General features: G+C 72.4%; 20 protein-coding genes and 1 tRNA gene. 7 read left to right on the forward strand and 14 right to left on the reverse strand.

The window, feature by feature from the left end; all coding sequences use genetic code 11:
• Positions 1–3 precede the first annotated feature (3 nt).
• From BMX97_RS24790 to BMX97_RS24815, 6 genes are all read right to left on the reverse strand, one after another.
• A tRNA-Arg gene (locus BMX97_RS24790) sits at positions 4–80 on the reverse strand.
• 177 nt (positions 81–257) lie between these two features.
• Positions 258–1,691 (reverse strand): NAD-dependent succinate-semialdehyde dehydrogenase, encoded by a 1,434-nt coding sequence (locus tag BMX97_RS24795; RefSeq protein ID WP_091753876.1) that lies wholly within the window; start codon positions 1,689–1,691, stop codon positions 258–260.
• A 158-nt stretch (positions 1,692–1,849) separates the two neighbouring features.
• Positions 1,850–2,197, reverse strand: coding sequence for a hypothetical protein (locus BMX97_RS24800; RefSeq protein WP_091753877.1), 348 nt, complete (start codon positions 2,195–2,197; stop codon positions 1,850–1,852).
• Positions 2,198–2,289: 92 nt separating this feature from the next.
• The gene (locus BMX97_RS24805) at positions 2,290–2,874 is read right to left on the reverse strand and encodes a PilZ domain-containing protein (RefSeq protein ID WP_244538627.1); all 585 of its coding nucleotides are present in this window, start codon (positions 2,872–2,874) and stop codon (positions 2,290–2,292) included.
• 176 nt (positions 2,875–3,050) lie between these two features.
• Complete coding sequence (locus BMX97_RS24810) at positions 3,051–4,595, reverse strand: ATP-binding protein (protein WP_091753878.1); 1,545 nt, start codon at positions 4,593–4,595, stop codon at positions 3,051–3,053.
• An 86-nt stretch (positions 4,596–4,681) separates the two neighbouring features.
• A complete protein-coding gene (locus BMX97_RS24815) occupies positions 4,682–5,371 on the reverse strand; it encodes a glutathione S-transferase N-terminal domain-containing protein (RefSeq protein WP_091753879.1) in 690 nt (229 codons plus the stop codon).
• Between the two features lie 478 nt (positions 5,372–5,849).
• On the opposite strand from BMX97_RS24815, the gene BMX97_RS24820 reads away from it, so the two are divergent.
• Complete coding sequence (locus tag BMX97_RS24820) at positions 5,850–6,809, forward strand: aliphatic sulfonate ABC transporter substrate-binding protein (protein WP_091753880.1); 960 nt, start codon at positions 5,850–5,852, stop codon at positions 6,807–6,809.
• A 52-nt stretch (positions 6,810–6,861) separates the two neighbouring features.
• On the opposite strand, the gene BMX97_RS24825 is transcribed toward BMX97_RS24820, so the two are convergent.
• On the reverse strand, positions 6,862–7,695 hold the full coding sequence (locus BMX97_RS24825; protein WP_091753881.1) for a tetratricopeptide repeat protein: 834 nt from the start codon (positions 7,693–7,695) through the stop codon (positions 6,862–6,864).
• 89 nt (positions 7,696–7,784) lie between these two features.
• The gene (locus BMX97_RS24830; protein WP_091753882.1) at positions 7,785–7,970 is read right to left on the reverse strand and encodes a hypothetical protein; all 186 of its coding nucleotides are present in this window, start codon (positions 7,968–7,970) and stop codon (positions 7,785–7,787) included.
• 209 nt (positions 7,971–8,179) lie between these two features.
• Here BMX97_RS24830 and BMX97_RS24835 point away from each other — a divergent pair, with 209 nt between their 5' ends.
• Positions 8,180–9,574 carry a leucyl aminopeptidase family protein gene (locus tag BMX97_RS24835; protein WP_244538628.1) on the forward strand — a complete coding sequence of 465 codons (1,395 nt, stop codon included), beginning with the start codon at positions 8,180–8,182 and terminating at the stop codon, positions 9,572–9,574.
• Here the strand turns inward: BMX97_RS24835 and BMX97_RS24840 are convergent.
• Positions 9,538–10,515: an EcsC family protein gene (locus BMX97_RS24840; RefSeq protein ID WP_091753884.1), complete on the reverse strand. Its 978-nt coding sequence runs from the start codon at positions 10,513–10,515 to the stop codon at positions 9,538–9,540. The two genes, BMX97_RS24835 and BMX97_RS24840, sit on opposite strands and share 37 nt — an antisense overlap.
• 164 nt (positions 10,516–10,679) lie before the next feature.
• Positions 10,680–12,047: an AmpG family muropeptide MFS transporter gene (locus BMX97_RS24845; protein WP_091753885.1), complete on the reverse strand. Its 1,368-nt coding sequence runs from the start codon at positions 12,045–12,047 to the stop codon at positions 10,680–10,682.
• Positions 12,048–12,371: 324 nt separating this feature from the next.
• Between BMX97_RS24845 and BMX97_RS24850 the strand changes: the two genes are divergently transcribed.
• Both BMX97_RS24850 and BMX97_RS24855 read left to right on the forward strand, forming a co-directional pair.
• Complete coding sequence (locus BMX97_RS24850) at positions 12,372–13,502, forward strand: PAS domain-containing protein (RefSeq protein WP_280142814.1); 1,131 nt, start codon at positions 12,372–12,374, stop codon at positions 13,500–13,502.
• 11 nt (positions 13,503–13,513) lie between these two features.
• Positions 13,514–13,957 carry a response regulator gene (locus BMX97_RS24855; RefSeq protein WP_091753904.1) on the forward strand — a complete coding sequence of 148 codons (444 nt, stop codon included), beginning with the start codon at positions 13,514–13,516 and terminating at the stop codon, positions 13,955–13,957.
• A 49-nt stretch (positions 13,958–14,006) separates the two neighbouring features.
• On the opposite strand, the gene argC is transcribed toward BMX97_RS24855, so the two are convergent.
• Positions 14,007–14,984, reverse strand: coding sequence for an N-acetyl-gamma-glutamyl-phosphate reductase (argC, locus tag BMX97_RS24860; RefSeq protein ID WP_091753887.1), 978 nt, complete (start codon positions 14,982–14,984; stop codon positions 14,007–14,009).
• 696 nt (positions 14,985–15,680) lie between these two features.
• Here argC and BMX97_RS24865 point away from each other — a divergent pair.
• Positions 15,681–17,606, forward strand: coding sequence for an NAD(P)/FAD-dependent oxidoreductase (locus BMX97_RS24865; protein WP_143074713.1), 1,926 nt, complete (start codon positions 15,681–15,683; stop codon positions 17,604–17,606).
• Positions 17,599–18,564, forward strand: a complete 966-nt coding sequence (locus BMX97_RS24870) for an ATP-grasp domain-containing protein (protein ID WP_091753888.1) — start codon at positions 17,599–17,601, stop codon at positions 18,562–18,564. The genes BMX97_RS24865 and BMX97_RS24870 overlap by 8 nt, the downstream gene beginning before the upstream one ends.
• A gap of 386 nt (positions 18,565–18,950) precedes the next feature.
• On the opposite strand, the gene mutS is transcribed toward BMX97_RS24870, so the two are convergent.
• A complete protein-coding gene (mutS, locus tag BMX97_RS24875; RefSeq protein ID WP_244538631.1) occupies positions 18,951–21,599 on the reverse strand; it encodes a DNA mismatch repair protein MutS in 2,649 nt (882 codons plus the stop codon).
• Between the two features lie 361 nt (positions 21,600–21,960).
• On the opposite strand from mutS, the gene BMX97_RS24880 reads away from it, so the two are divergent.
• Positions 21,961–24,252: an NADP-dependent malic enzyme gene (locus tag BMX97_RS24880; RefSeq protein WP_091753890.1), complete on the forward strand. Its 2,292-nt coding sequence runs from the start codon at positions 21,961–21,963 to the stop codon at positions 24,250–24,252.
• A gap of 156 nt (positions 24,253–24,408) precedes the next feature.
• On the opposite strand, the gene BMX97_RS24885 is transcribed toward BMX97_RS24880, so the two are convergent.
• A complete protein-coding gene (locus BMX97_RS24885) occupies positions 24,409–25,029 on the reverse strand; it encodes a metallophosphoesterase (RefSeq protein ID WP_091753891.1) in 621 nt (206 codons plus the stop codon).
• A 129-nt stretch (positions 25,030–25,158) separates the two neighbouring features.
• Positions 25,159–25,425 (reverse strand): hypothetical protein, encoded by a 267-nt coding sequence (locus tag BMX97_RS24890; protein WP_060849834.1) that lies wholly within the window; start codon positions 25,423–25,425, stop codon positions 25,159–25,161.
• Positions 25,426–25,524 lie beyond the last annotated feature (99 nt).

The following is a 25,524-nucleotide window of genomic DNA, read 5'->3' on the forward strand; positions in this document are numbered from 1 at the left end:
AAATGGCGCGCCCGAAAGGATTCGAACCTCTGACCCCCAGATTCGTAGTCTGGTGCTCTATCCAGCTGAGCTACGGGCGCCTGAACGGCGGGAATTGCTTCCCGCCGTTGGAAGTGGGATCTAAGGGGTCCGCCCTGGCTTGGCAACCCTTATTTCGCCGGCGCGGGGGCACCGGCGCAGGGGCACCGACGAAGGGGTCGTCGGGGATGGGCGGAGGCATGGAGCCCCCTCCCCCGACGCCGGGCGCCGTCCCCCGGTCAGAAGCCGGCCTGCGTGACGAACTTGGTGTTGAGGTAGGCTTCGATCGCCTCGGATCCGCCCTCGCTGCCGTAGCCCGAATCCTTGACGCCGCCGAAGGGCGTCTCCGGCAGGGCGATGCCGTGGTGGTTGATCGACATCATGCCGCTCTCGACCCGGGTGGCGAGCTTGGTCGCGGTCTCGGCCGAGCGGGTATAGGCGTAGGCGGCCAGGCCATAGGGCAGGCGGTTGGCTTCCGCGAAGGCCTCCTCGTCGTCCGAGAAGCGCTGGATCGCGGCGATCGGCCCGAAGGGCTCCTCGTTCATGATCCGGGCGTCGAGCGGCACGTCGGTGAAGACCGTCGGCTCGAAGAAGTTGCCCTGGTTGCCGATGCGCTTGCCGCCGGTGCGCAAGGTCGCGCCCTTCTGCTCGGCATCGGCCACGAAGCCCTCCATCGCCTCGATGCGGCGGCCATGGGCGAGCGGGCCCATCTTGACGCCGTCCTCGAGGCCGTTGCCGACCTTGAGGCCCTGGGACAGGCCCACGAAGCCGTCCACGAAGGCGTCGAACACCGAATCGTGGACGAGGAAGCGGGTCGGCGCGACGCAGACTTGGCCGGCATTGCGGAACTTGTTGGCGCCGAGCACCTGCACGGCCTTCTGCACGTCGGCGTCGCGGAAGACGATCGCCGGGGCGTGGCCGCCGAGCTCCATCGTGGCGCGCTTCATGTGCTGGCCGGCGAGCGCGGCGAGCTCCTTGCCGATCGCAGTCGAGCCCGTGAAGGTGATCTTGCGGATCACCGGGTGCGGGATGAGGTAGGACGAGATCGTCGCCGGATCGCCGAAGACGAGGCCGAGCACGTCGCCCGGCACGCCGGCATCGAGCAGGGCCTGGATCAGCGCGGTACAGCTCGCCGGCGTGTCCTCGGGGCCCTTGAGGATCACCGAGCAACCGGTGCAGAGCGCCGCCGAGACCTTGCGCACCGCCTGGTTGATCGGGAAGTTCCACGGCGTGAAGGCGGCGACCGGGCCGACCGGCTCGCGGATCACGAGCTGCATCACGCCCTCGGCGCGGGGCGGGATCACCCGGCCGTAGGCGCGCCGGCCCTCTTCCGCGAACCAGTCCATGGTGTCGGCGCCGCCGAGCACCTCCATCTTGGCCTCCGCCACCGGCTTGCCCTGCTCGAGGGTCATGATCCGGGCGATCTCGTCGGCGCGCTCGCGCATCAGGTTGGCGGCCTTGCGCAGCACCTTGCTGCGCTCGAAGGCCGAGACCTTGCGCCAGGCCTGGAAGCCGCGATCGGCCGCCGCCAGGGCCTGGTCGAGGTCGTCCCTGGTCGCGACGGCGAGCTGGCTCAGCGTCTCGCCGGTCGCCGGGTTGAGGATCGGCAGCGTCTGGCCGCCGCTGCCGGCGCGCCACTCGCCGGCGATGTGGAGCTTCACGTCTGGGAACATCGGGCCTCGTCCTCGTACCGGAGGGGATCGTCCCGAACTTAAGGCAGCGCTCCCAGAACGGACAGGCGGCGCGGCGCAAGGCCCCGTGCCGGGAGCCGCCTTGTCGCCCGCGCCGGTACCTGACAGACTTCCCGTCTTCCGAGCGAAGGCCGGCCCGGTCAGCGCGCGCCGACGGCGCGGGCGATGTCCTCGAAGCGCTTGTGGGTCTCGTCGATCTGGCCGGAGACGCTCCGGCGGAGACAGGCCGCGTCGCCCACGCCCTGGACGACGAAGCCGGTCCCGGCCCGGCCGCGGCAGTCGAGGTAGTGCGGCAGCACGAAGACGACGACCAGCACCAGGGTGGGAACCGCGAGCGTCAGCGCGAGCCTGACCGGCCAGGGCAAGCGGGCGCGCTCCCGCCCGCCCCGGGCCGTCGAGACGACGATGCGGATGTCGACCGGGTCCCGGCCGGATCCGCGGTCGATGCGGTCGCGTGGGGCCTTGCCGCCCCGGTTCGTGCCCGGCATCCCGGTCTCCCGGCCGCGCGGGGCCGTCGCGTGAAGGGGCGGATTCTGGTCCCGTGCGCCGGAAGCGCGCGGCTTTCGTGGCACGCCGCGGCTCACAGCATGACGTGCAGGCCGAAGGTCTCGGGCCGGAACGGCAGCCGGAAGGTGACGGCGAACCCGTTCTCGAGGTGACGCACCACGGTGGCGCGGCGCTTGCCGATGGTGACCGCCTCGCCCACGGCCGGCCGGTCGGGGACCGAGATCGCCGCGCCGGTCATCGACAGATCGATGATCGTCCCGGGCTGGACCCGGCCGTCGGCGCCGCGCACCTCGACAGTGCGGACGGTCGGCACGATGCGCGGGTCGCTGCGCTGGTCGGTCCGCCCGCTCGTCAGGCCGGCGAGCCAGTCGAGGCGGGCGGCGAAGCGGGCCCGCCGCTCCGGCCCGACATCGACCGCGAGGGTGAAGCCGTCCGGATTGATCGCCCGGATGGCGCCGGCCACCGGTCCGACGTCGTCGAGGTAGAGCGTGACCGGGTCGCCCAGGAGGCCGCTTTCCGGCGCCAGCACGTCGATGGCTGCGAGGGACAGGCTGCGGGTCTCGCAGGCATGCTCCGCCCCGCCCGGCAGGAGGTAGCGGCCGCCGACCCGGATCTGGATCGGCCGGGCACCCGGTTCCGGTTCAAGCTGGCTCTGCAACTTCAAGGCGTCCGCCACGATCGTTCAAGTGAGCGGTAGTTGTGTCGCCCGAGGATCGTCCGACCGCAAGGGCGCGCGCTGCCGCCGGCCCACCTTCTACGAAGAGGCTTAATGCCCGGTGCATGCGACACGAACGGACACGATTCGGCGCCCGTTTCGCGGGTGCCGGGGAGATTTTATTCCGCCGCGAACAGGCCGGCGGGCTCCTGGGCCGATCCCTTCGGGTCGCCCGGGGCGGGCTCCTGGGCCAATCCCTTCGGGTCGCCCGGGGCGGTCTCGCAGCCGAGCGCCGGCAGCGCGACGACGCGGTTGCCGCGGAAATCGGTGCGGCACACCGCGGCGCCGCGGCTCTCGACATAGGCCAGCAGCCGCCGCGCCCGGCCGGGCGAGCGCGAGCCGATGGCGCGGGCGAGCGCGTCGTCGGACGGGCACGGGGCGCCGGCCCGGGCGGCGCGGGCGAGCAGCAGGAAGAGGCCCTGGACCTCCTCGGGCAGGCCGGCGCAGGCCGCCATCACCGCCTCCGCCTCGTCGCCCTCGGCGGCCTCGCCGTCGACCCCGGCCCGCGCGATGGCGAGGCGGCGGCGGAAGCGTCCGAGATCCAGGGGCTCGCCCGGCAGCCGGCGCATCCGGCAGCGGACGAGGAAATCCTGGTAGAGCACCGCGATCGGGTGGTGGGCCCCGTCCGGGTCGGCGGCGATCTCGCGCAGGATCTCGGCGAGCGCGGCGTCCCGCTCGGCCTCGCTCATGCTCGGCGGCGCCTCGACGGGCTCGGGCGGCCGGTACTGCGCGAGCTGCTGCAGGAGGTCGGTCGGCGTCGCCCGCGGCGCGGGGGCCGGGCGCGGCGCCGGCATCCACGTCACCTCGTCCTCGGCGGGCGTCAGGATCAGGTCGCGCAGGGAATCGCCGGCGGCCGGGCTCGGCAGCGGCACGAGCTTGGGGCTCGACGACCGGGCCGAGGTCGCGACCGGCCCGATGGCGATCGGCAGCGGCCGCTTCGAAAGCGCGGGACCCAGCGCGATGAAGTGGCCGCGCTCCAGGTCGCGAAAGCTCTCGGCCTGGCGCCGCTCCAGGCCCAGAAGGTCGGCGGCGCGCGCCATGTCGATGTCGAGGAAGGTGCGGCCCATCAGGAAGTTCGACGCTTCCGCCGCGACGTTCTTGGCGAGCTTGGCGAGGCGCTGGGTCGCGATGATGCCGGCGAGCCCGCGCTTGCGGCCGCGGCACATCAGGTTGGTCATCGCCCCGAGGGAGGCCTTGCGGGCCTCGTCCGAGACCTCGCCGGCGGCGGCGGGCGCGAAGAGCTGCGCCTCGTCCACCACCACGAGCACCGGGTACCAGTGGTCGCGCTCGGCCTCGAACAACCCGCCCAGGAAGGCCGCGGCGGCGCGCATCTGCGCCTCGACGTCGAGGTTCTCGAGCGTCAGCACCACCGAGACCCGGTGCGCCCGCACCCGCGCGGCGATCCGCTGGAGGTCGGCCTCGCCGTGGTCGCCCTCGACCACGACGTGGCCGTGGGCGTCGGCCAGGGTGACGAAGTCGCCCTCGGGATCGATCACCACCTGCTGGACGTGCGGCGCGCTCTGCTCGAGCAGCCGGCGCAGCAGGTGCGACTTGCCCGAGCCGGAGTTGCCCTGGACGAGCAGGCGCGTCGCCAGCAGTTCCTCCAGGTCGAGGGCGGCCGGCCGGCCGCCGCTCGCCACCCCCATCTCGACGCTGATCGTCATCTCGGCTCCCTGCGATGGCCCGACTCGTAACACGGCGGGCCCCGCCTCGATCCGCGCCGCGCGGCCGGGTCCACAGGCAGTTCGCCTCAGCCCGAGGCGAGCGCCCGCGACCCCTCGCCCAGGCGCTCGATCATCCGGCGGCGCCACGCCTCCACCGGATCGTCGGGCTCGAGCAGGTCGGGCCCGCCGACGCCGCGGGCCCACAGGAAGGCGCCCATCACCGCGTGGTCGGCATAGAGCGGGGCGTCGCCGCCGAGGAAGGGCTGGGCGCGCAGCACGGTGCGGACCGGCGCGAGGGTCCTTCGCAGGACGGCGAGCTGGGCCTCGGGATCGGGGCAGACCGCCTCGAGCGGCTTGCCGAAGCGGGCCTCGCGGCTCCTGCGGAAATAGGCCCGGTCGTCGGCGGCGAGGTGGCGGTGGATGGGCAGGAGGAGGAGCGGCACCAGGGCGAGGTGCAGCACCTGGTCGGTCCAGGCGACGTGGAAGCGGGTCAGCGCCTGCCCCGCCGCGCCGCCGAACAGCGACGGGCGGTCCGGGTAGGCCGCCTCGAGATGGGCGGCGATGACCGAGGATTCGGCGATCGGGCGCCCGTCCTCGACCAGCACCGGCACCTTGTCCGAGCCCGAGAAGGCCAGCGCCCCGGTCTCGGTGAAGCGCCACGGCCGCCCCTCGAAGGCGAGGCCCTTGTGCTCCAGGGCGAGGCGGATGCGCCAGCAGAACGGGCTGAAGCGCCGGTCCGGGTCGGCGGCGGCGAGTTCGTAGAGCACGCGGGACACGAGGCGTTCCTCCGGCGGCGCCCCGGTGAGCCGGGCGCCTTGGCCCGCCGGATCATGGCGGCGGGCGGCCAGGGCGGCAACGCCCCCCTGGGGATGGACCGGGCGACGCAACCCGTCGCGGCGGGCGCGATCCCGCCTCGCGACAGGCAGGACCGTCCGGGGAAGGTTATGGCGCGCCTCCCCTCCCCCGTGCGGGAGACGGGATCGCGCGCTCGATTCTTCGCGGTGTCTTCATCCGGCCATTCTCGCGAGGAAGCGGGCCGGTCCACGACGATCCGCCGAACCGGACACCCTCGCGGGTGCGGAAAACGAAATTTTCGCAATGCCCGACACAGGAGAAATCCTGTCCCGTCTTGCCGTCGAGTTTGGATTTCCCGTTCATTGACGGCAGAACCGGGGGATGAGAGCTTTCGACAGCATCCGACGAGCCGGCAACGACTGCTGTACGCCTCGGATGATCTCTACTGGAGTTTGTTCGATGCATCCCACACGCCGCTCCGTCCTCGCGGGGCTGATGACGGCCGGCACCCTCGCGGCGGGTCCGGCCCGCGCCGCGCAGACCGCGCTCAAGGAATTCCGGATCGGCTACCAGAAGATCGGGCTGATCGTGGTCACGCGCCAGCAGCAGCTGATCGAGACGCAGCTCGCCGATCGCGGCGTCAAGGTGCGATGGTTCGAGTTCCAGGCCGGTCCGCCGCTGCTTGAGGCGCTCAACGCCGGCAGCATCGATTTCGGCTATACCGGCGACGCACCGCCGATCTTCTCACAGGCCGCCGGCGGCAACCTGGTCTATACCGCGGCGGCAGCGCCCTCCGGCGAGGGCGAGGCGATCCTGGTGAAGGAGGCGTCGCCGATCCGCACGGTCGCCGATCTCAGGGGCCGCAAGGTGGCGGTCGGGCGCGGCACCTCCTCGCACAACCTGCTGGTCGCCGCCCTTGAGAAGGCGGGATTGAGCTTCGCGGACATCACGCCGGTCTACCTCTCGCCGGCCGATGCGGGCTCGGCCTTCACCGGCGACAGCGTCGACGCCTGGGCGATCTGGGACCCGTACTTCGCCGTCGCGCAGGCGCGCGACAAGACCCGGGTGCTCACCACATCCGGGCAGACCCTCGACGTGTCGGGCTACTTCCTCGCCAACAAGACCTTCGCGCAGACCCACCCGGCGGTGGTGAGCGCGGCCCTGCGGGCGCTGGAGCAGGGCGCGGCCTGGGCCGAGGCGCATCGCGATCAGGTGGCGCAGGCGCTCGCCGAGGTCACCGGCATCCCGCTGCCGATCCAGAAGGCCGCCGCCGACCGGACCCAGTTCGCGGTGCGGCCGCTGACCGACCGGATCCTCGACGGCCAGCAGGCGACCGCCGACCGCTTCCACCGCCTCGGCCTGATCCCGCGGGCGATCACCGTGCGCGACGCGGTGTGGGTGGCCCCGCCGCCGTCCTGACCCGGGCGGCCCGGGCTCCGTTCGAGGTCCTTCGGGGCGGCGAGCCGCACGGTCACATCGCCGAGGCGGCGACGCGCGGCCGCGGGGCCGAGGCCTCGGCCTTCTCGGCCGAGCGGATCGCCTTCCAGGCATTGGGCTGGGTGACGGAGGCGCGGAGCGCCGCGACGTTCTGGGCCGCCTCCGCGGGCCCGAGGTCGCGGGTGAGGATCTGCTCGGCCTCGCCGAAGCGGCCCTGCAGCCCGAGCACCAGGGCGAGGTTCTGGCGCACCCGGGCATCGGCGCGGGGGTCGGCGCTGGCCTGGCGCAGGGTCGCCTCGGCCTCGGGCAGCCGCTTGGCGAGCGCGTAGGACAGGCCGAGATTCGACATCACCGCCGGCTCGCCCGGGACGATCTTCAGCGCCGCCTCGTAGTAGCGCTGGGCCTGCAGGTGATCGCCCATCTGGTCGGCCACCGCGCCCTGCGCCGAGAGCACGCGCCAGTCGGGATTGGCCGGCGAGTGGGCGTTGCGCAGCACTTCCGCCGCCTCGGCGAGACGGCCAACCTCGGCCAGGCTCTTGCCGTAGGCGGAGAGCACCGCCGGGTTCTTCGGGTTGCGCAGGGCGGTCTGCTGCAGCACCGCCGCGGCCTGCGAGCCCTGGTCGGTGGCGCGCAGCGCGTGGGCGTAGGCCATGGCGGTGCCGACGTCGCCCGGGTCGCGCTCGTAGCGGGCGGCGAGCCGTCCGACGTCGCGGCGCGCGGTATCGGCGGGCGCGGCGACGTCGATCGAGCCGGTGGTCAGCGGCTTGCGCGACAGGCAGCCCGAGGCCATCAGCGCCACCGCCGCGACGACGGCGAGGCGCCGCAGGGCGTTCGAGCGGACGGGACGGGTCTCGACGGTCGCGGGCATCGGCCACTCCAGGAACGGGCCTGGGATGTGGCAACCCGCTCCCACGGCCCTCGTGACCGTGGTGATAGGTCGTTAACCCTAATCGGCCGTTAACGCCGGGGCGTGTCCGAGGGCGTCGCCTTCGGAGCCGGCGGCCGGGTCTCGGCGCCGCCACGATCGGTCCCGGTCCCGTGCCGGCTCGACGTCACGGCCTCGCCGTCGTGGCGGCTGCCGTCCTCGATGCCGATGGTCTCGCGCCGCTCCAGCGGGTTGATGGGCTTCCTGTCCTCGGTCATGACGATCTCCTCGGGGTCGGATGGGGTCCGGGGTGACGCCGCGGGCCCGCCGGGGTTCCCGGCCTGCGGCGAGGCGACCGGGGCCACGCGCTCCGGCGCTCGTCCTCAAGCCACTTGCTCGGGGCGTTTTGCCCGAGGATTGACAACAGTCCCGTCTTGGCTCCCCCTCCGGCCCTCCGCCGTCCGCGTTGAAGGAAGGGATGCCCCGCGTGACCACGCTCCTGCCCGCGACCGAGACCGCCATCCCGATCCGCTGCGTCGACGCCGCCGGCTGGCCGGCCGCCCTGGCGGCGCTCCCGCCGCTCGCCGCCGCCTTCGCGCGGGCGAGCGGGTTCGAGGCCAAGCCCGGCCGCATCGCCCTGCTGCCGGGGCCGGACGGGGCGATCGAGAGCGTGCTGTTCGGGGTCGAGGGCGGGGACAAGGGCGACGCCTTCGCGGCCGGGCGCCTGCCCGACGCCCTCCCCGAGGGGACCTACCGGCTCGACGGCTATCCCGGCGATCCGGCGCTGGCGGCGCTCGCCTGGCGGCTGTCGGGCTACCGTTTCGGCCGCTACCGCGAGCGGGCGGCGCCGCAGGCGCGGCTCGCCGCGCCTGCGGGCGTCGACGCCACCGAGATCGACCGCATCGCCGATGCGGTGGCGGCGGGCCGCGACCTCGTCAACACCCCGGCGAACGACCTCGGCCCGGCGGAGGTCGAGGCGGCCGCGCGGGCCCTGGCCGAAAAGTTCGGCGCCGCCTGCACGGTGGTGGCGGGCGAGGCGCTGGAGGCGGGCTTTCCGCTCGTCGCGGCGGTGGGCCGGGCCTCGCCGCGGGCGCCGCGGCTGATCGACATCGCCTGGGGCGACCCGTCGGCGCCGCGCGTCACCCTCGTCGGCAAGGGCGTGGTGTTCGATACCGGCGGCCTCGACATCAAGCCCTCGGCCGCGATGCTGCTGATGAAGAAGGACATGGCCGGCGCCGCGGTGGCGCTCGCCGCCGCCGAGATGGTGATGGGGGCGGGCCTGCCCGTCCGGCTGCGGGTGCTGGTCCCGACGGTCGAGAACGCGGTCGCGGGCGACGCCTTCCGGCCCGGCGACGTACTCAAGAGCCGGCGCGGCCTCACCGTCGAGATCGGCAACACCGACGCGGAAGGCCGGCTGATCCTGGCCGACGCCCTCGCGCTCGCCGACGAGGAGGCACCGGAGCTGGTCTTCGACTTCGCCACCCTGACGGGCGCCGCCCGGGTGGCGCTCGGCCCCGACCTGCCGGCCCTGTTCACCGAGGACGACGCCCTGGCGGCGGAGCTTTGCGCCACCGGCCTTTCCGTCAACGACCCGGTCTGGCGGATGCCGCTCTGGGCGCCCTATGCGGGCCTGCTCGATTCCAAGGTCGCGGACCTCAACAACGTCTCGGGCGGGCCGTTCGCCGGGGCGGTCACGGCGGCCCTGTTCCTGCGCCGCTTCGCGCCTGCCGCCAAGGCGCATGTCCACCTCGACCTCTACGGCTGGAACCCGAGCGCCAAGCCCGGCCGGCCGGAGGGCGGCGAGGTGCAGACCGCGCGCCTCGTCTACGCCCTCCTGAAGCGCCGCTACGCCGCGCCGAGGGCGGCCCGCTCCGCCTCGTAGGCCTCCCGCACCGGGCCCTTGCCGTAGCGGCGCTCCAGCCGCCGCACGGTGAAGTGGCCGCGGGCGATCGACTGGAAATGGTCCATGAAGGCGGTGTTGACGGCCGCGCCCCCGAGCGCGCCGAGCACCGGCACCGCCTGGGCGGCGAGCTTCTGCGAGACCACGCCGCCGAACCGGGCGCCGACCTGGCCGGCGAACCGCATCAGCGCCGGCGCGCTCTCGTCGAGGAGGCCGCGGCCGGCGGCGTAGCGGGCAGCCTCCGACATCGCCTTGGCGAGCGCCCCGCGCACCGCGAAGTAGCCGCTCTCGGCGGCGTTCCCGGCGGGTGCATCGGCCTGGGCCGGGCCGCGGCCGCCGAGGGCGAAGACCTGCATGCAGGCGAGCGCCGCCTCGGGATCGCCGAGGTCCTCGCCCTCGCGCTGGGCGATCTCGGCGATCGAGCGCAGCATCAGGGTGGTGGAGAGCGGCAGCTCGACGGCGAGCGTGGTGAGCCCGAAGGCGCCACCGACGGCGCCCGACAAGGCCGCCAGCGCCTTGTGGCCGCGGTCGCCGGGCGGAAAGCGGCCGATGAGGTCGATCGCCCGGTCGCGCCAGGACGGCGACCAGGACGGCGGGAGGTCGGGCCCGAGGGGTGCCAGCGCCGCGGCGTCGGGGTCGGTCGCGGCGGATTTCGCCGGCAGGGTCGCCAGGGCCGCCCGCAGGGCGCCGCGCATCGCCGTCTCGGTGGCGTGGCCGACCGCATCCATCACCGGGGCCGGCAGGGCGCGGCCGATGAGGTCGAGAGGCGCGCCGGCCATGGCCGACAGCCGGCCGGCGAGGCTCGGCCGCTCCAGGGCCGCGACCGCCCGGCGCAGGGCGGCGCGGTCCTCCGCGGTGAGGGGCTCCGGCGCCCCGACCGGGACGGGGGACGGGACGGGCTCGACGGCGACGATCTCGGACACGGGCGCTCCCTCTCGGGCGACAGGCGATGCGACGGGCGGGCCGTCGCATCGAACGTGCCGATAAAGCTGGGGCGCCCGGGGAGGGTTCCGCAAGGGGCGGCGAGAGGCGGCGGCGAGGGGCGGCGGCGAGAGGGGCCGGAGAGCGGGGCGGCGCGAGAGCCGCCTCAGGCCCGGGCCGGCAGGTCCTGCGCCGGTTCCGCCCCCGGGGCCGGCTCGGTCTCGCCCGGCAGGAGCCGCAGGCCGAGGCAGAGCAGCGTCACCGGGATGCCGACCGCCGCGGTCATCGTGAAGAAGACCGGGTAGCCGAGCGACTCGACGGCGAAGCCCGACAAGCCGCCGACGAACTTGCCCGGCAGCGCGTAGAGCGAGGAGAGCAGCGCGTACTGCGTCGCCGCGAAGGCCGGCGAGGTCAGGCTCGACATGTAGGCGATGAGCGCGGTGCCCGCGAAGGCACCGGCGAAGTTGTCGATGCTGATGCTGGCCACCAGCAGCGGCAGGTCGTGGCCGGCCAGCGCCAGCCAGGCGAACATCAGGTTGGAGGCCGAGGCCGCGATGCCGCCGATCAGGAGCGCCGGGTAGAGGCCGAGCCGGCTCACCGCGATGCCGCCCGCGAAGGCCCCGGCAATGCCGATCCAGACGCCGTAGACCTTCGAGACCGTGGCGATCTCCGACAGGGTGAACTGCATGTCGATGTAGAGCGGGTTCGCCATGATGCCCGACACGATGTCGGGCAGGCGGTAGACGGTGATCAGCGCCAGGATCAGCACCAGACCCGTCCCCTTGCGGGCGACGAGGTCGGCGAAGGGCTCGACCACCGCCTCGCGCAGCGCGTGGCGCCAGCCGCGCCGGGGTCCGGGGTCGCGCGCCTGCACCTTCGGGGCGGCGAGCGTGCCGCCGAGCGCGACCAGCATCAGGAGCGCCATGGCGCCGTAGGCGGGCGCCCAGCCGAAGGCGTCGGCGACGAACAGCGCGCCGGCGCCGGCGCAGATGCGGGCGAGGCTGTAGCCGAGCTGGTAGGACGCCAGCATCATGCCCTGGCGCTCGGTCGGCGCGGAATCGATGCGCCAGCCGTCGACCACGATGTCCTGGGTCGCCGACGCGAAGGCGATCACGAGGGCGCAGGCCACCGTGTAGCCGAGCGAGGTCGCCGGATCGCCCCGGCTCATCGCGATCAGGCCGGCGGCGACGGCGAGCTGCGACAGCAGCATCCAGGCCCGGCGCCGGCCGAGCAGGCGCGAGAGCACCGGCAGGTCGAGCCGGTCGATCACCGGGGCCCAGAGGAACTTCAGCGTGTAGGCGAGCGACACGTAGCTGAGGAGGCCGATGCTCGAGCGCTCGATGCCGGCGCTGCGCAGCCAGGCCGACAGGGTGGCGAAGACGAGCAGGATCGGCAGGCCGGCGCCGAAGCCGAGCACCAGCATCATGGCCATGCGCCGGTCGGCCGCCACGTCCCGCAGGGTGGCGCGGGTGCGGGCGACCCAGCCGGCGGCCGGCCGTCCCGTCCCGGATGTCGTCTTCCCGGCTGCCGTCATCGCGCGCGTCGTCCTTCCGGGCACCGCACCTCCCCCGCCGGAGCCGGCGGCGAGACGATGCAAAAACAATGAACACGACAGAATTGCGCCGCGCATTTCCGCCGGGCGCCGCCGCGCCCGGCCGCCGCCGCGCACTCGACGCCAGGATGTGGGCGGGATCATGATGGAGAAAGGATTAACATTGCGTCCACCGAAGCTTACGCTGCGAATGGGAACCGCACCCCGGGTCGCGGGTTCGCTGGGATAGATTGGGGGTGATTCCCCTCTCCGTCCGGGCTCCTCCGGGCGGTGCCAGCCGGCGGTGGGCGAGTGCGGATGATCGGGTTGGACGCTCCCAGGCAGGCCGAGGCGAGCCCCGCGCAGGCGGCCGACCGTTTCCCCGGCGCCCGCTTCGCGGACGCCTTCCGGGCGAGCGAGACGCCGATGGTCATGACCGACCCGGGCCGGCCCGACAACCCGATCGTGTTCGCCAACCCCGCCTTCTGCCGCGTCACCGGCTACGAAGAGCACGAGGTAATGGGCCGCAACTGCCGCTTCCTCCAGGGGCCCGACACCGACCCGGCCGCCATCGCCCGGGTGCGGCAGGCGGTGGCCCAGGGCGAGCCGGTGCAGGTCGACATCCTGAACTACCGCAAGGACGGGCGCCCGTTCTGGAACGCCATGACGCTGACGCCGGTCCGAGACGAGCGCGGGACGCTGTCCACCTACTTCGCGCTGCTCTCCGACGTCACCGGCACACGGCAGGCCGAGCTGGCGCTGATGCGGGAGAAGGAGGTCCTCGCCCGGGACATCGAGGCACGCAACCGGGCGCTCCAGGCCGCCCTCGACCAGCAGACCGCGCTGCTGCACGAGGTCGACCACCGGGTGAAGAACAACCTCCAGGTGATCTCCTCCCTGGTGCTGCTCAAGGCGCGGCGCGCCCAGGACCAAGCCTGCCGCGAGGTGCTGCGCAGCATGGCCGACCGCATCGGCGCGCTCGCCACCGTCCACCGCCTGCTCTACACCCTCGACGACGTCTCGCGCTTCGAGCTGCGCGACTTCGCGGCCGATTTCGCCATCGAGCTCGAGGCCGGGATCGACCCCGAGCGGATCGCGCTGACGGTCGACGTCGAGGCGGTGGCGGTGCCGGCCTCGATGGCCGCGCCGCTGGCACTCCTGATGCACGAGCTCGCCACCAACGCCGTGCGGCACGCCTTCCCGGACGGCCGCCGGGGCCGGGTCGCCCTCACGGCGCGACGCGAGGGCGAGCATCTGGTGCTCGAGGTCTGGGACGACGGGATCGGCCTGTCCGACGCGCCCGCCAACCCGGAGGCGTTCGGCCGCGACCTCGTCGGCATGCTGGTGCGCCAGTTGCGGGGGAGCCTCGTCGTCGAGGATCTGGGCCCCGGCACCCGGGCCCACGTGGTGCTGCCCTTGGGCCCCAGCTCGGGACTCGGCTCGGGACCTGGGCGGTGAAGGGACCGGCGTTGCGGGTTCTCATCGTCGAGGACGAGGCGTTCATCGCCCTCGAGCTCGAATGCCTGATCGAGGAGGCGGGCCACGTCCCGGTCGGCGTGGCGACCCGGTCGCAGGAGGCGGTCGCGCTCGCCCGCGACCTCGCGCCCGACGTCGCCCTCGTCGACGTCCACCTCGCCGACGGGCCGACCGGGATCGGGGTGGCGCAGGACCTGAGCGCCCGGCCCGGCACGACGGTGCTGTTCACCACCGCCAACGCCAAGCGGGTGCCGCCGGACTTCGCCGGTGCCGCCGGGATCATCGCCAAGCCCTATTCGGAGCGGGTGATCCGGGCGGCCCTGGCCTATGTGGCGTGGCGCCGTCACGGCGGCGCATCGACGGAGCCGCCGGACGGGGTGGTGCTGTCGCCCGCGATCCGCGGGGAGGCGGCGCCCGATCCCGACCTGCCGGCCTGATCGATCGCCGCCGCCCGCACGGGCCGGCGCGGCGCGAAACGGCGCTCCGTCAGGGCCAGACGGGCGCGCCGTCGAGCCCCGCGGTCTCGGGCAGACCGCAGATCAGGTTGGCGTTCTGTACCGCCTGGCCCGCCGCGCCCTTGCCGAGGTTGTCGACCACGCCCATCGCGATCACCAGATCGCGTGCGGGATCGGCCGCATAGCTGACGAAGGCGAGGTTCGAACCCGTCGCCCACTTGGTCTGCGGCGGCCTGTCGGTCACGCGGACGAAGGCCCGCCCGGCATAGAAGCTCCGGGCCGCCTCCAGGCACTCCTGCGTGGTCGCCCGGCCGCGGGCGTACAGGGTGACGAGGATGCCGCGGGTCATCGGGACGAGGTGCGGCGTGAACACCAGCCCGGCGGCGCTGCCTCCGCCCAACCGCTCGATCGTCTCGGCGATCTCGGGCATGTGGGTGTGCTGGAGCAGGCCGTAGGGCACCAGGTTCTCGTTGCTCTCGGCGTAGCCGAACCGGCTGTCGCCGCCGCCCCGGCCGGCCCCGGAGATGCCGGTCTTGGCGTCGACGATGATGTGGCCGGGCGCGATCAGTTTCCCGGCCAGCAGCGGCGCCAGCGCAATCAGCGTCGCCGCGGGAAAGCAGCCGGGATTGGCGATGCGGGTCCGGCCGGCGATCCGGTCCGGCCAGACGTCGGCCAGGCCGTAGGTCCAGCCCTCGGCGTAGCGGTGGTCGCCGCCGATATCGACGATCTTCACGTCCCGGGGCACGCGCGCCAGCGCCTCGGCCGAGGTGCCGGTCGGCAGCGAGGCGAACAGCACGTCGAGCGGCGGCAGGGCCGCGGGGTCCCATTTCTCGATGACGAGATCGGCGAACCGGGCCGGCGCGCCGGGGAAGCGCTCGACGAGGCGGCTGCCGGCGCTGCCCTCGCCGGCGGCGTAGACGAGCTCGAAGGACGGGTGGCCGGCGATCAGGCGCATCGCCTCGCCGCCGCCGAAACCGCTGATGCCGACGATGCCGACGCGAATGCTCATGGGAGTGTCCTTCCGGGTTGCGGGCAAAAGAAAACCCCCGGAGCCGGAGGCTGCGGGGGTCGTCCGGGAATGCGGGCCGGGCGGCTGCGACGCGGGGTGGAGTCGGTCGAGGCCCGAGGGGTCAGGCCGCCGCCACGCGGAGGAACGCCGATCGACGCGCAGCGCACGGAGCCGCCGCGTGAGAGGGGCGACGTCGGCGTCGATCGCGAAGGGTCCGGTCCGGGCTCATGTCCCGCGACACTGTCGCCCACCCCGTCCATCGTCAAGCGGAATGTCCGCCCGCCGCCGACGGGATTTTCCGCGATCGGACGGCGAGCGTCCGGCCCCGACCCCTCCGTCGCGAGGGAAGCGCCGGGAACGGCCCTCGACCATGTCCGGCGCCCCTCACGATTACATATGCTTAATCTTGTTTCCCCTAGGTAAATAGATCAACCACGGGTAGTAAAAAGCGAATATCCGACGTTGATATCGTCATAAAAACTTCAAATACTGGCCTTTACCATCTCTCGACGACCCGCAACTTGGCGGCGCGAGGACGTCGGCGCACCCCGCCCCGACGAAGGCCGGGCCATGTCCCGGCGGATGCGCCAGGGGTCGCAGAGCCGGCGGGCGACGGCGCGTATGCGCAACGCCGCCCGCCCCGAACGCCGCCTGGCGGGCGGCGCCCTGAACGACATTGTCGACGGAGTGTAGCCGATGCCTACCTCAATAAACTTTCGTTCCGCTCACGCGACGCCAGCCTCCGGGCGCGAGAACAACTCCCGGGGCGAGACCTACAGCGATGTCGTCGTCGTCGGCGCCGGCATCGTCGGACTGACCAATGCGCTGCAATTCGCCAAGCGCGGCCTGACGGTGACGCTCGTCGACAACGTCGAGAGCCGGAAGGACAGCTACAAGGTCGGCGAATCCTTCCTGGTGTTCACGAGCGCCTTCCTGCGGACCGTCGGCGAACTGGACCGCTTCATCTCCGAGGAATCGTTCATCAAGCTCGGCGTCTGGTTCACCGCCGGCGCGGAGCACAAGACGGAATTCTCCGGAACGACCGAGTGGGCGGTCAACGCCGACCCGCATCCGCCGCATTATCTTTTCGACCACGCCCCCGACAAGAAATGGTTCCGCTGCATGTTTCTCGACATGCAGATCGCGCGGCCGGACGCCGAGGCCGCGATGCGCGACGCCGTCCGCCGGCACCCCGGCATCCGGTTCCTCGACGACGTCCGCGTCGAGGCGATCGACCTCGCCGAGACCGACGCCCCGCATCGCCTGACGCTCGCCGGCGACAAGTACCCCTCGCCCCTGGAAGCCGGCTGGGTGATGGATTGCTCGGGGCGCAACCGCCTGCTGGCCCGCAAGCTCGACCACCGGGCGGAACGGCAGGAGATGGACGACGGGTTCCAGACCTCCGCGGCCTGGGGCCAGTTCTCCCACGTCGACGACGCCAAGTTCGACGAGCGCTGGACCGCCCTGCTCGCCTCGGGCCAGCGGACGCCGCGCGACCTCTACACCGTCCACCTGTGGGGCGTCGGCTACTGGATCTGGGTGATCCGTCTCTCGCAGAACCGGATCAGCGTCGGCGTGACCTTCGACCTGCGCCGCACGCCCGTCGAGGGAACGCTGCGCGAGCAGTTCTGGGCCCTGATCCGCCGCCATCCGGTGCTCGACGGGATCATCGGCGAGGAGACGCTGCTCGAGTTCCAGGCCTACCGCCAGGTCCAGCACTGGACCGACCGGTTCGTCAGCGCCAAACGCTACGCGATGGCCGGGGATGCCGGCAGCATCATCGACGCCTATTACAGCCAGGGCATCGCGCTGGCGCTGGTCTCGAGCTGGCACATCGCCAACGTGATGGAGCGGCAGGTCAAGACCGGCGAGATCGACGACGCCTATATCGGCCGCATCAACGAGGCGACGCGGCAGGACTGGGCGATGATGCGCAACATGGTGCGCGAGAAGTACACGCCCGCGATCGAGGATTCGCGCTTCTTCCTTCTGTCCCACATCCTCGACATGGCGATCTTCTGGTGCATGGGCAGCACGCGGGCCAAGCTGACGCATTGGCTGGTGCGCACCGAAGGCCATTCGGACCGGGAGACCCCGGCGCTCGAACGGCTCCGGCGCGACGTGGAACGCCGCCTGTTCTACTCGCGCTCGCCCTACTGGCTCGGCCTGTCGCCCGAACGGGTGCAGCGTCTCCAGCGCTTCCTGCAGGGCAGGATCGCCGAACGGGCGCGCTGGCGCCAGCGCCACGGCATCGTCCCTCCCCCGCTCAAGAGCGTCCTGTCGGTCACGGCGCCGCTGCCGCGCATCTGGCGGCTGCCCTTCGCCAGGACGGGGCAGGTGCTCGACATCAGCGCCCGCGACCTCGTCCAGCCGGCCGCGCAGCGCCCCGCCGGGACGGCGACGTGGTTCGACCACCTGCCGATCCCGATCAACACCAAGCTCGACTGGGTCATCAGGCTGCGCCCGCTCGGCCTTCTGGCCTGCTTCGCCTTCGGCTACGTCTACGACGCCGCCGATACCAGCCGGCGCAAGCTCCTGATGCGGCTGTCGCGGAAGAACGCCGGGAAATCCTCGCCCCTCTCCACCGACCTGACGAACAACGCGGGGGGCTCCCGTGCGTAAGGCCCTCTACCTGAGCCTCGGCGCGCCCCACCTCGAATATCCCGCGGTGGAGGAGGCCCTTCGCGCCGAGGGCGTGGCGGCGCGGATGGTCCATCTCGACGCGTTCGACACGCTCGATCTCGGCGAGATGGACCTCGTGAACCTGCGCATGTGCCGGTGGTACCACAAGGAGCCACGCTTCCAGGAGCGCGTGGAGCGCGTCCACGAGCGGCTCCTGGCGGCACCGAACGGTCCGGTTCCGCTCGCCAACCCGCTGCCGCTGGTCCTCGACGCCCTCGACAAGGGACGCTACCTGCGAAAGCTGGCGCAGGACGGGATCGACCTCGTTCCCACCCGGTGGATCGCCAAGGGCTCCGCCTTCGACGTCGTCCGGACGATGGAGGAGGCCGGCTGGGACGACGTCGTCGTCAAGCCGACCGTGTCGTCGGGCTCCTGGAACACCATCCGGGTGTCCCGGCGCGGTCCGGCGCTGGACGAGCACCACTTCGTCCTCGCCGAGGGCGGGTTCCCGAGACAGGCCGAGATGGCCGCGCTGGCCCGGACGCACGAGCTGATCGTGCAGCCGTTCCTGTCCTCCGTCCTCGATTTCGGCGAGCTGTCCTTCGTGTTCCTCGGCGGGAGCCTGAGCCACGTCGTGCGCAAGACCGTCGGCGACCAGGGAGGCTGGTGGGCGCACGAGCAGCTGGGCGGCCGGAACCATCGCTGGACCCCGAGCCCCGCGGAGGAACGCTGGGCGACGGGGGTGAACGACGCGCTCGAACGGCGCTACGGCCCGCTCTGGTTTTCCCGCATCGACGGGCTCCAGGGCGCCGACGGCCGCCTGCAGCTGCTCGAATGCGAGCTGGCGATCCCGCGCCTCCTCCTGCCGGAGGGCAACGCCTTCGGGCGCTACGCAACGGTCATCGCCGAGGGGATCGAGCGCCACCGGTCCGGCCGAGAGCGGACGCGTGCGGCCTGAGCCTGTCTGATACGAGATCCGGAAGATGACTTCCGGATCTCGTATCACCAGCCAGCGCGGCGCCTGAGCGAAGCCGCTTTCCGCATCGCGAAGCAATCAATCGGAAAGCGTATGAGTGGAATTTTATCATCGATACTTGGGACAGGCATACCCACTCACCTCATCCTGAGGTGCCGCGTAGCGGCCTCGAAGGAGGGCTCTAGGAATCGCCGAGACTTCCGGAGCCCTCCTTCTAGGTCAGTCGATCGAAGATCGACCAACACCTCGGGATGAGGTGGGAGGATAGGATTACCCGTTATTTCCGAACATGCGATCGATGATTGCGCGTGAACAAGCTCTGAGCGTCGGAACGGGCGGCGCCGGGGGCGCCGTTTCCGCCCCTCACGTCAGTCGCCCGCCCGCGCCGCCTTGAGCCGGTAGAGAGCGTCCAGCGCCTCGCGCGGGCTCAACGCATCCGGGTCGATCCCGTCGAGCATCGCGCCGACCGGGTCGGGCCTCTCCGAAGGCACAGGCGGCGGCGGCGCGGCCGGCATCGCGGCGAAGAGCGGCAGCTCGGCCGGGGCCTTCCGTCGTCCGGAACCGCCCTCCCCCTTCTCCAGCTCGGCGAGCAGCGCCTTGGCGCGGGCGATGACCGGGGCGGGCAGGCCGGCGAGCCGCGCGACCTGCAGACCGTAGGAGCGGTCGGCCGCGCCCGGCACCACCTCGTGCAGGAACACCACGTCGCCCTTCCACTCGGTCACCTTGAGGGTGGCGTTGGAGAGCCGCTCCAGGCGCTGGGCCAGCCCCGTCAGCTCGTGGAAATGGGTGGCGAACAGCGCCCGGCAGCCATTGGTGCCGTGCAGGTGCTCCAGGCAGGCCCAGGCGATCGAGAGGCCGTCGAAGGTCGCGGTGCCGCGCCCGATCTCGTCGAGCACGACGAGGGAGCGGCGCGTCGCCTGGTTGAGGATCGCCGCGGTCTCGACCATCTCGACCATGAAGGTCGAGTGGCCGCGTGCCAGGTCGTCGGCGGCGCCGACGCGGGAAAAGAGCCGGTCGACGAGGCCGAGATGGGCCGATGTCGCCGGAACGAAGGCGCCCATCTGGGCCAGCACCGCGATGAGCGCGTTCTGGCGCAGGAAGGTCGACTTGCCGCCCATGTTCGGGCCGGTGACGAGGAGGATCTGGCCGGCCTCGCGCCCCGACAGGTCGCAGGCATTGGCGATGAAGGCCTCGCCGGCCTTGGTCAACGCCGCCTCGACCACGGGGTGGCGCCCGCCCTCGATCCGGAAGGCGAGGCCGTCGTCGACCACCGGCCGGGTCCAGTTCAGCTCGACGGCGAGCTCCGCGTGCGAGGCCGCGACGTCCAAAGCCGCGAGCGCGCCCGCCGCCGCCACGATCGCGTCGGACTGCGCCATCACGGACGCCGACAGGTTCTCGAAGACTTCGAGTTCGAGGGCGAGCCCGCGCCCGGCGGCATTGGCGATCTTCGTTTCCAGTTCGCCCAGTTCCACGCTGGTGAAGCGCATCGCGTCCACCATCGTCTGGCGGTGGACGAAGGTGGCGCGCCAGGGGTCCTTCAGCAGGGTCTCGCCGAAGGCCTGCGGCACCTCGATGAAGTAGCCGAGCAGGTTGTTGTGCTTGATTCGGAGCGTCCGGCAGCCAGTCTCGGTGGCGTAGCGGGCCTGGAGACCGGCGACGACCTGGCGCGAATCGCGCTGGAGGGTGCGGGATTCGTCGAGTTCGGCCCGGTAGCCCTCGCGCACGAAGCCGCCGTCGCGGCGCTGCAGCGGCAGGTCGTCGGCGAGCGCGGCGGAGAGGTCGTCGGCCAGCCCCTCGTCGAGCCCGGCGAGGATGCGGGCGGCCTTGCCGATCTCGCCCGGCAGCGCGCCGGCCCCGGCGAGCGCCGTCGCGATGCCGCGGGCGGCCATCAGCCCGTCGCGCAAAGCCGCGAGGTCGCGGGGCCCGGCCCGGCCGAGGCCGATGCGGGTGAGCGCCCGGGCCATGTCGGGCGCGCGCGCCAGCTCGGCCCGCAATTCGGTCCGCAACGGCCCCTCGGAGACCAGGAACGCGACCGCGTCGTGCCGGCGCCGGATCAGGGCGAGGTCGGTCGAGGGGCCGGCGAGCCGCTCGGCGAGAAGCCGCGCCCCGGCGCCCCCGACCGTGCGGTCGATGGCGGCGAGCAGGCTCCCCGTGCGCTCGCCCGAGAGGGTGCGGGTGAGCTCGAGGTTCTGGCGCGTCGCCGCGTCGATCATCAGGCTGGCGCCCGCCGCCTGGCGGGTCGGCGGGCTCAACGTCACCTTCGCGCCGAGCTGGGTGCGGGCGATGTAGTGCAGCACGGCGCCCGCCGCCGCGACCTCGACCCGGCTGAAGGCGCCGAACCCGTCGAGGGTCTGGACGCCGAACTGCTCCTTGATCGCCCGCTCGGCCGAGGCCGGATCGACGTCGCCGCGCCCGACCGGCGTGACGGCGGCCCGGGTGTCGCGCCACAGCCGGGCGATCTCGGGATCCTGGTGGATCGCCTCGCCCATCACGATCTCGCGCGGGTCGAGCCGGGCGATCTCGGCGGCGAGGCCGGGGCCCTCGACCTCGCCGAGCGAGAAGCGCCCGGTCGAGATGTCGACGGCGGCGAGCCCGTAGGCCCAGGCGGAGTCCGAGGCGCGCCGTCGCGCGAGCGCCAGGAGCACGTTGGCCCGGCCGGGATCGAGCAGGCGGTCTTCCGTGATGGTGCCGGGGGTGACGAGACGCACGACCTCGCGCCGCACCACCGATTTCGAGCCGCGCTTCTTGGCCTCGGCCGGGTCCTCGGTCTGCTCGCAGACCGCGACCCGGTGGCCGAGCCCGATCAGCCGCTGGAGGTAGTCGTCGGAGCGCTCGACCGGCACGCCGCACATCGGGATGTCGGCGCCGCCGTGCTTGCCGCGGCGGGTGAGCACGATGCCGAGCGCCCGCGAGGCGATCTCGGCATCCTCGAAGAACAGCTCGTAGAAGTCCCCCATGCGGTAGAACAGCAGGGAATCGGGGTTCGCCGCCTTGATCTCGATGTACTGCGCCATCATCGGCGAGACCTTGGCCTCGTCGTCGGGCGCGGACGCGCGCCGGCCGCGGGCGGGGGCCGGGGGCGCCTCGTCGGTCGGCTCGTAGGCTTCGTCGCGCAGGCGGCGGCCGGTATCGCTATCCATCGTCATGAGATCGGGGGGCTGTCTTCGGATCCGCGGCATCGTGGTCCAGGCAGACTAACAGAGGGCGGCGGCCGGGCTCCAGACCGGCACTCCGGGGATGATGGGGATGGTCGTCCCCGGTTTAAAAGACCGGCGCCCGGATGTTCGCGCCCCGGCGCCGCTTGAGCCGGCCGGATCATGGCCCTAAGGGACGTGTCCCCACGGTCCGCGTGAACTGTCGTCGAAAGAAGAGCCTGGCATGAGCGAGTCCCGCCCCGTCACCCGCGGCAAGCGCCCGACCTTCACCGACCAGGAGGCGCTGCAATTCCACCAGCAGGGTCGCCCCGGCAAGCTGGAGGTGGTGGCGACGAAGCCGATGGCGACGCAGCGCGACCTGTCGCTCGCCTATTCGCCCGGCGTCGCGGTCCCGGTTCTCGCCATCGCGGAGGATCCGGCGCTCGCCTACGACTACACCGCCAAGGGCAACCTCGTGGCGGTGATCTCGAACGGCACCGCGATCCTGGGCCTCGGCAACCGCGGCGCGCTCGCCTCCAAGCCCGTGATGGAGGGCAAGGCGGTCCTGTTCAAGCGCTTCGCCGACATCGATTCCTTCGACCTCGAGGTCGGGACGGAGGATGCCGAGGCGTTCATCAACTGCGTGCGCTATCTCGGCCCGACCTTCGGCGGCATCAACCTGGAGGACATCAAGGCCCCCGAGTGCTTCATCATCGAGGAGCGCCTGCGGGAACTGATGGACATCCCGGTCTTCCATGACGACCAGCACGGCACCGCGATCATCTCGGCGGCGGGCATCATCAACGCCCTGCACCTCACCGGCCGCGACATCTCGGAAGCCAAGCTCGTCGTCAACGGCGCGGGCGCGGCCGGCATCGCCTGCATCGAGCTCGTCAAGGCGCTCGGCTTCCGCTCCGAGAACGTGATCCTGTGCGACACCAAGGGCGTGGTGTTCCAGGGCCGCACCGAGGGCATGAACCAGTGGAAGTCGGCCCACGCGGTCGCCACCGACAAGCGCACGCTGGTCGAGGCGATGGAGGGCGCCGACATCGTGTTCGGCCTCTCGGTCAAGGGCGCCTTCACGCCCGAGATGATCGCCTCGATGGCGCCGCAGCCGATCATCTTCGCGATGGCGAACCCGAACCCGGAGATCACCCCCGAGGAGGTGGCGCAGGTCCGCGACGACGCCATCGTGGCGACGGGGCGCTCGGACTACCCCAACCAGGTCAACAACGTCCTGGGCTTCCCCTACATCTTCCGCGGCGCGCTCGACGTGCACGCGACCACGATCAACATGGAGATGAAGATCGCGGCCGCGCAGGCGCTCGCCGCGCTCGCCCGCGAGGACGTGCCGGACGAGGTGGCGGCCGCCTACCAGGGCACCCGGCCGCGCTTCGGGCGCGAATACATCATCCCGGTGCCGTTCGACCCGCGCCTGATCCACACCATCCCGCCGGCGGTAGCCAAGGCCGCGATGGAGACCGGCGTCGCCCGCAAGCCGATCGACAACATGGACCGCTACCGGGCCCAGCTCTCGGCCCGGCGCGACCCCGTCGCCGGCACGCTGAACCGGGTGTTCGAGCGGGTGCGCAAGTACCCCAAGCGCGTCGTCTTCGCCGAGGGCGAGGAGGAGGTGGTGATCCGCGCCGCGATCTCCTTCGTCAACCAGGGCCTCGGCACCGCGATCCTGGTCGGGCGCGAGGACCGGGTGCTGGCCAATGCCGAGGCCGCCGGCATCGATCTCGCCGGCCGCGACAACATCGAGATCCACAACGCCGCGAAGTCCGACCGCAACAGCGTCTACGCGCAGTTCCTGTATGCCCGGATGCAGCGCAAGGGCTACCTGTTCCGCGACTGCCAGCGCCTGATCAACCAGGACCGCAACCACTTCGCCGCCTCGATGGTGGCGCTCGGCGACGCCGACGCGATGGTGACCGGCACCACCCGCAACTACTCGATCGCGCTCGAGGACGTGCGCCGGGTCATCGACCACAAGCCCGGCCACCGGGTGATCGGCGTCTCGCTCTGCCTCGCCCGCGGCCGGGTGGTGCTGGTGGCCGACACCGCGATCCACGAGATGCCGAGCGCCGAGGAACTCGCCGGCATCGCCATCGAGGCGGCGGGCGTCGCGCGCCGCCTCGGCTACGAGCCGCGGGTGGCGATGCTGTCGTTCTCGACCTTCGGCTTCCCCAAGGCCGAGCGCGCCGAGAAGGTGCAGGAGGCGGTGCGCATCCTCGACGGGATGCGGGTCGACTTCGAGTACGACGGCGAGATGGCGGCCGACGTCGCGCTGAACAAGGACCTGCTCGCCCAGTACCCGTTCAGCCGCCTCAAGCAGCCGGCCAACGTGCTGGTGATGCCGGCCTTCCACTCGGCGGCCATCTCCACCAAGATGCTGCAGGAACTCGGCGGCGCCCAGGTGCTCGGGCCGCTGATCGTCGGCCTCGACAAGGCGGTGCAGATCGTCCCGCTCGGCGCGACCGATTCCGACATCGTCAACATGGCGGCGCTGGCGGCCTACAACATCGGCGGCTGAGCGGAGCCGGGGAGCCGTCCGGCCCCCCGCTCATCCCATCCGAAACCTCATCCTGAGGTGTCAGCCCATCATCGATGGGCTGACCTCGAAGGAGGGCTCCAGGGATCGCAGCGACGTCTGGAGCCCTCCTTCGAGGCTGCTGCAAGCAGCAGCACCTCAGAATGAGGTCGCGGGTGGAATCACGGCTTCCGTCGATCCGTCGCGATCCCTGGTCGCAGCCTCCTCCCTCGCCCGGTCCCGCGCCAGTTCCTCCGGCACCAGAGTGGCCGCATCCTGGCGCGCCGCCAGGGCCGCGAGGCGCACCGGCCGGTAGTCCCAGGCATCGACCCCGACGTCGCAGGAGCGGGTGGTGTCGGGCAGCGTGCCGTGGGTGTGGCCGTAGAGGTGGCGGGTGCCGCGCCACAGGCCCGGCCAGGCGCGGTGGGCGTAATGGGCCAGGAAGAGGCGCCACTCGCGCCCCTCCTCCCGCAGGGTGACGCGGACGCTCTCCACCGGCGGATCGGCCCAGGGCAGGTCGAGGACGCGGTTGCTGTCGTGGTTGCCGCGCACCAGGCGCTTGACGCCGTTCAGCCGGGCGAAGATCGCCGCGCAATGTGCCCGCTCGGCATGGGCCGCGAAGTCGCCGACGTGCCAGACCTCGTCGTCGGCCCCCACCGCCGCGTTCCAGTTCGCCACCAGCGTCTCGTCGTGCTCCGCGATGGAGGCGAACAGGCGGCCGCGCTGGCGCAGGATGTGGGTGTCGCCGAAATGCGTGTCGGCGGTGAAGAAGACGGCCATGCGCATCCGGACGGCGGGAGGGATGCGCGGTCAGATGGGGCGGCCGGCGCCGCCGGCACGGGACCGATCGCCGCGCCGGGGCGCGGTGTCGATCCCGGGCGGCACGGGCCGGCCCGGGACGGGCATCCGTCAGTAGCTGTAGTTCCGGCGCGGCGCGTAGCCGTCGCGGGGTCCGACGCGGGCGCCGTAATCGACGTCGCGCTGCTGGTCGCGCCGCTTGGCCAGCGCCCGGCCCGCGAGGCACCCGGCCACGGCCCCGACCACGCCGCGCTCGGCCAAGTAATGGCCGGCCACGCCGCCAATGATCGCGCCCTTGATGCAGCCCTTGGCCTCGGCCGCCCCGGCGCCCATCAGCGTCACGGCCACCACCACGGCCGCCTTCGCCACGTTCCGCATGTTCCCTCCTCCGCTCTGCAGCGCGAATTCAACGGCCAGGCTCGGCCGACGTTCCGCCGCGTCGGGCGAACTGCGCATCCGGGGCGGGTTGACGTGTCC

The sequence above is a fragment of the Methylobacterium sp. ap11 genome (genome assembly GCF_900110515.1).
Lineage (GTDB): Bacteria > Pseudomonadota > Alphaproteobacteria > Rhizobiales > Beijerinckiaceae > Methylobacterium > Methylobacterium ajmalii.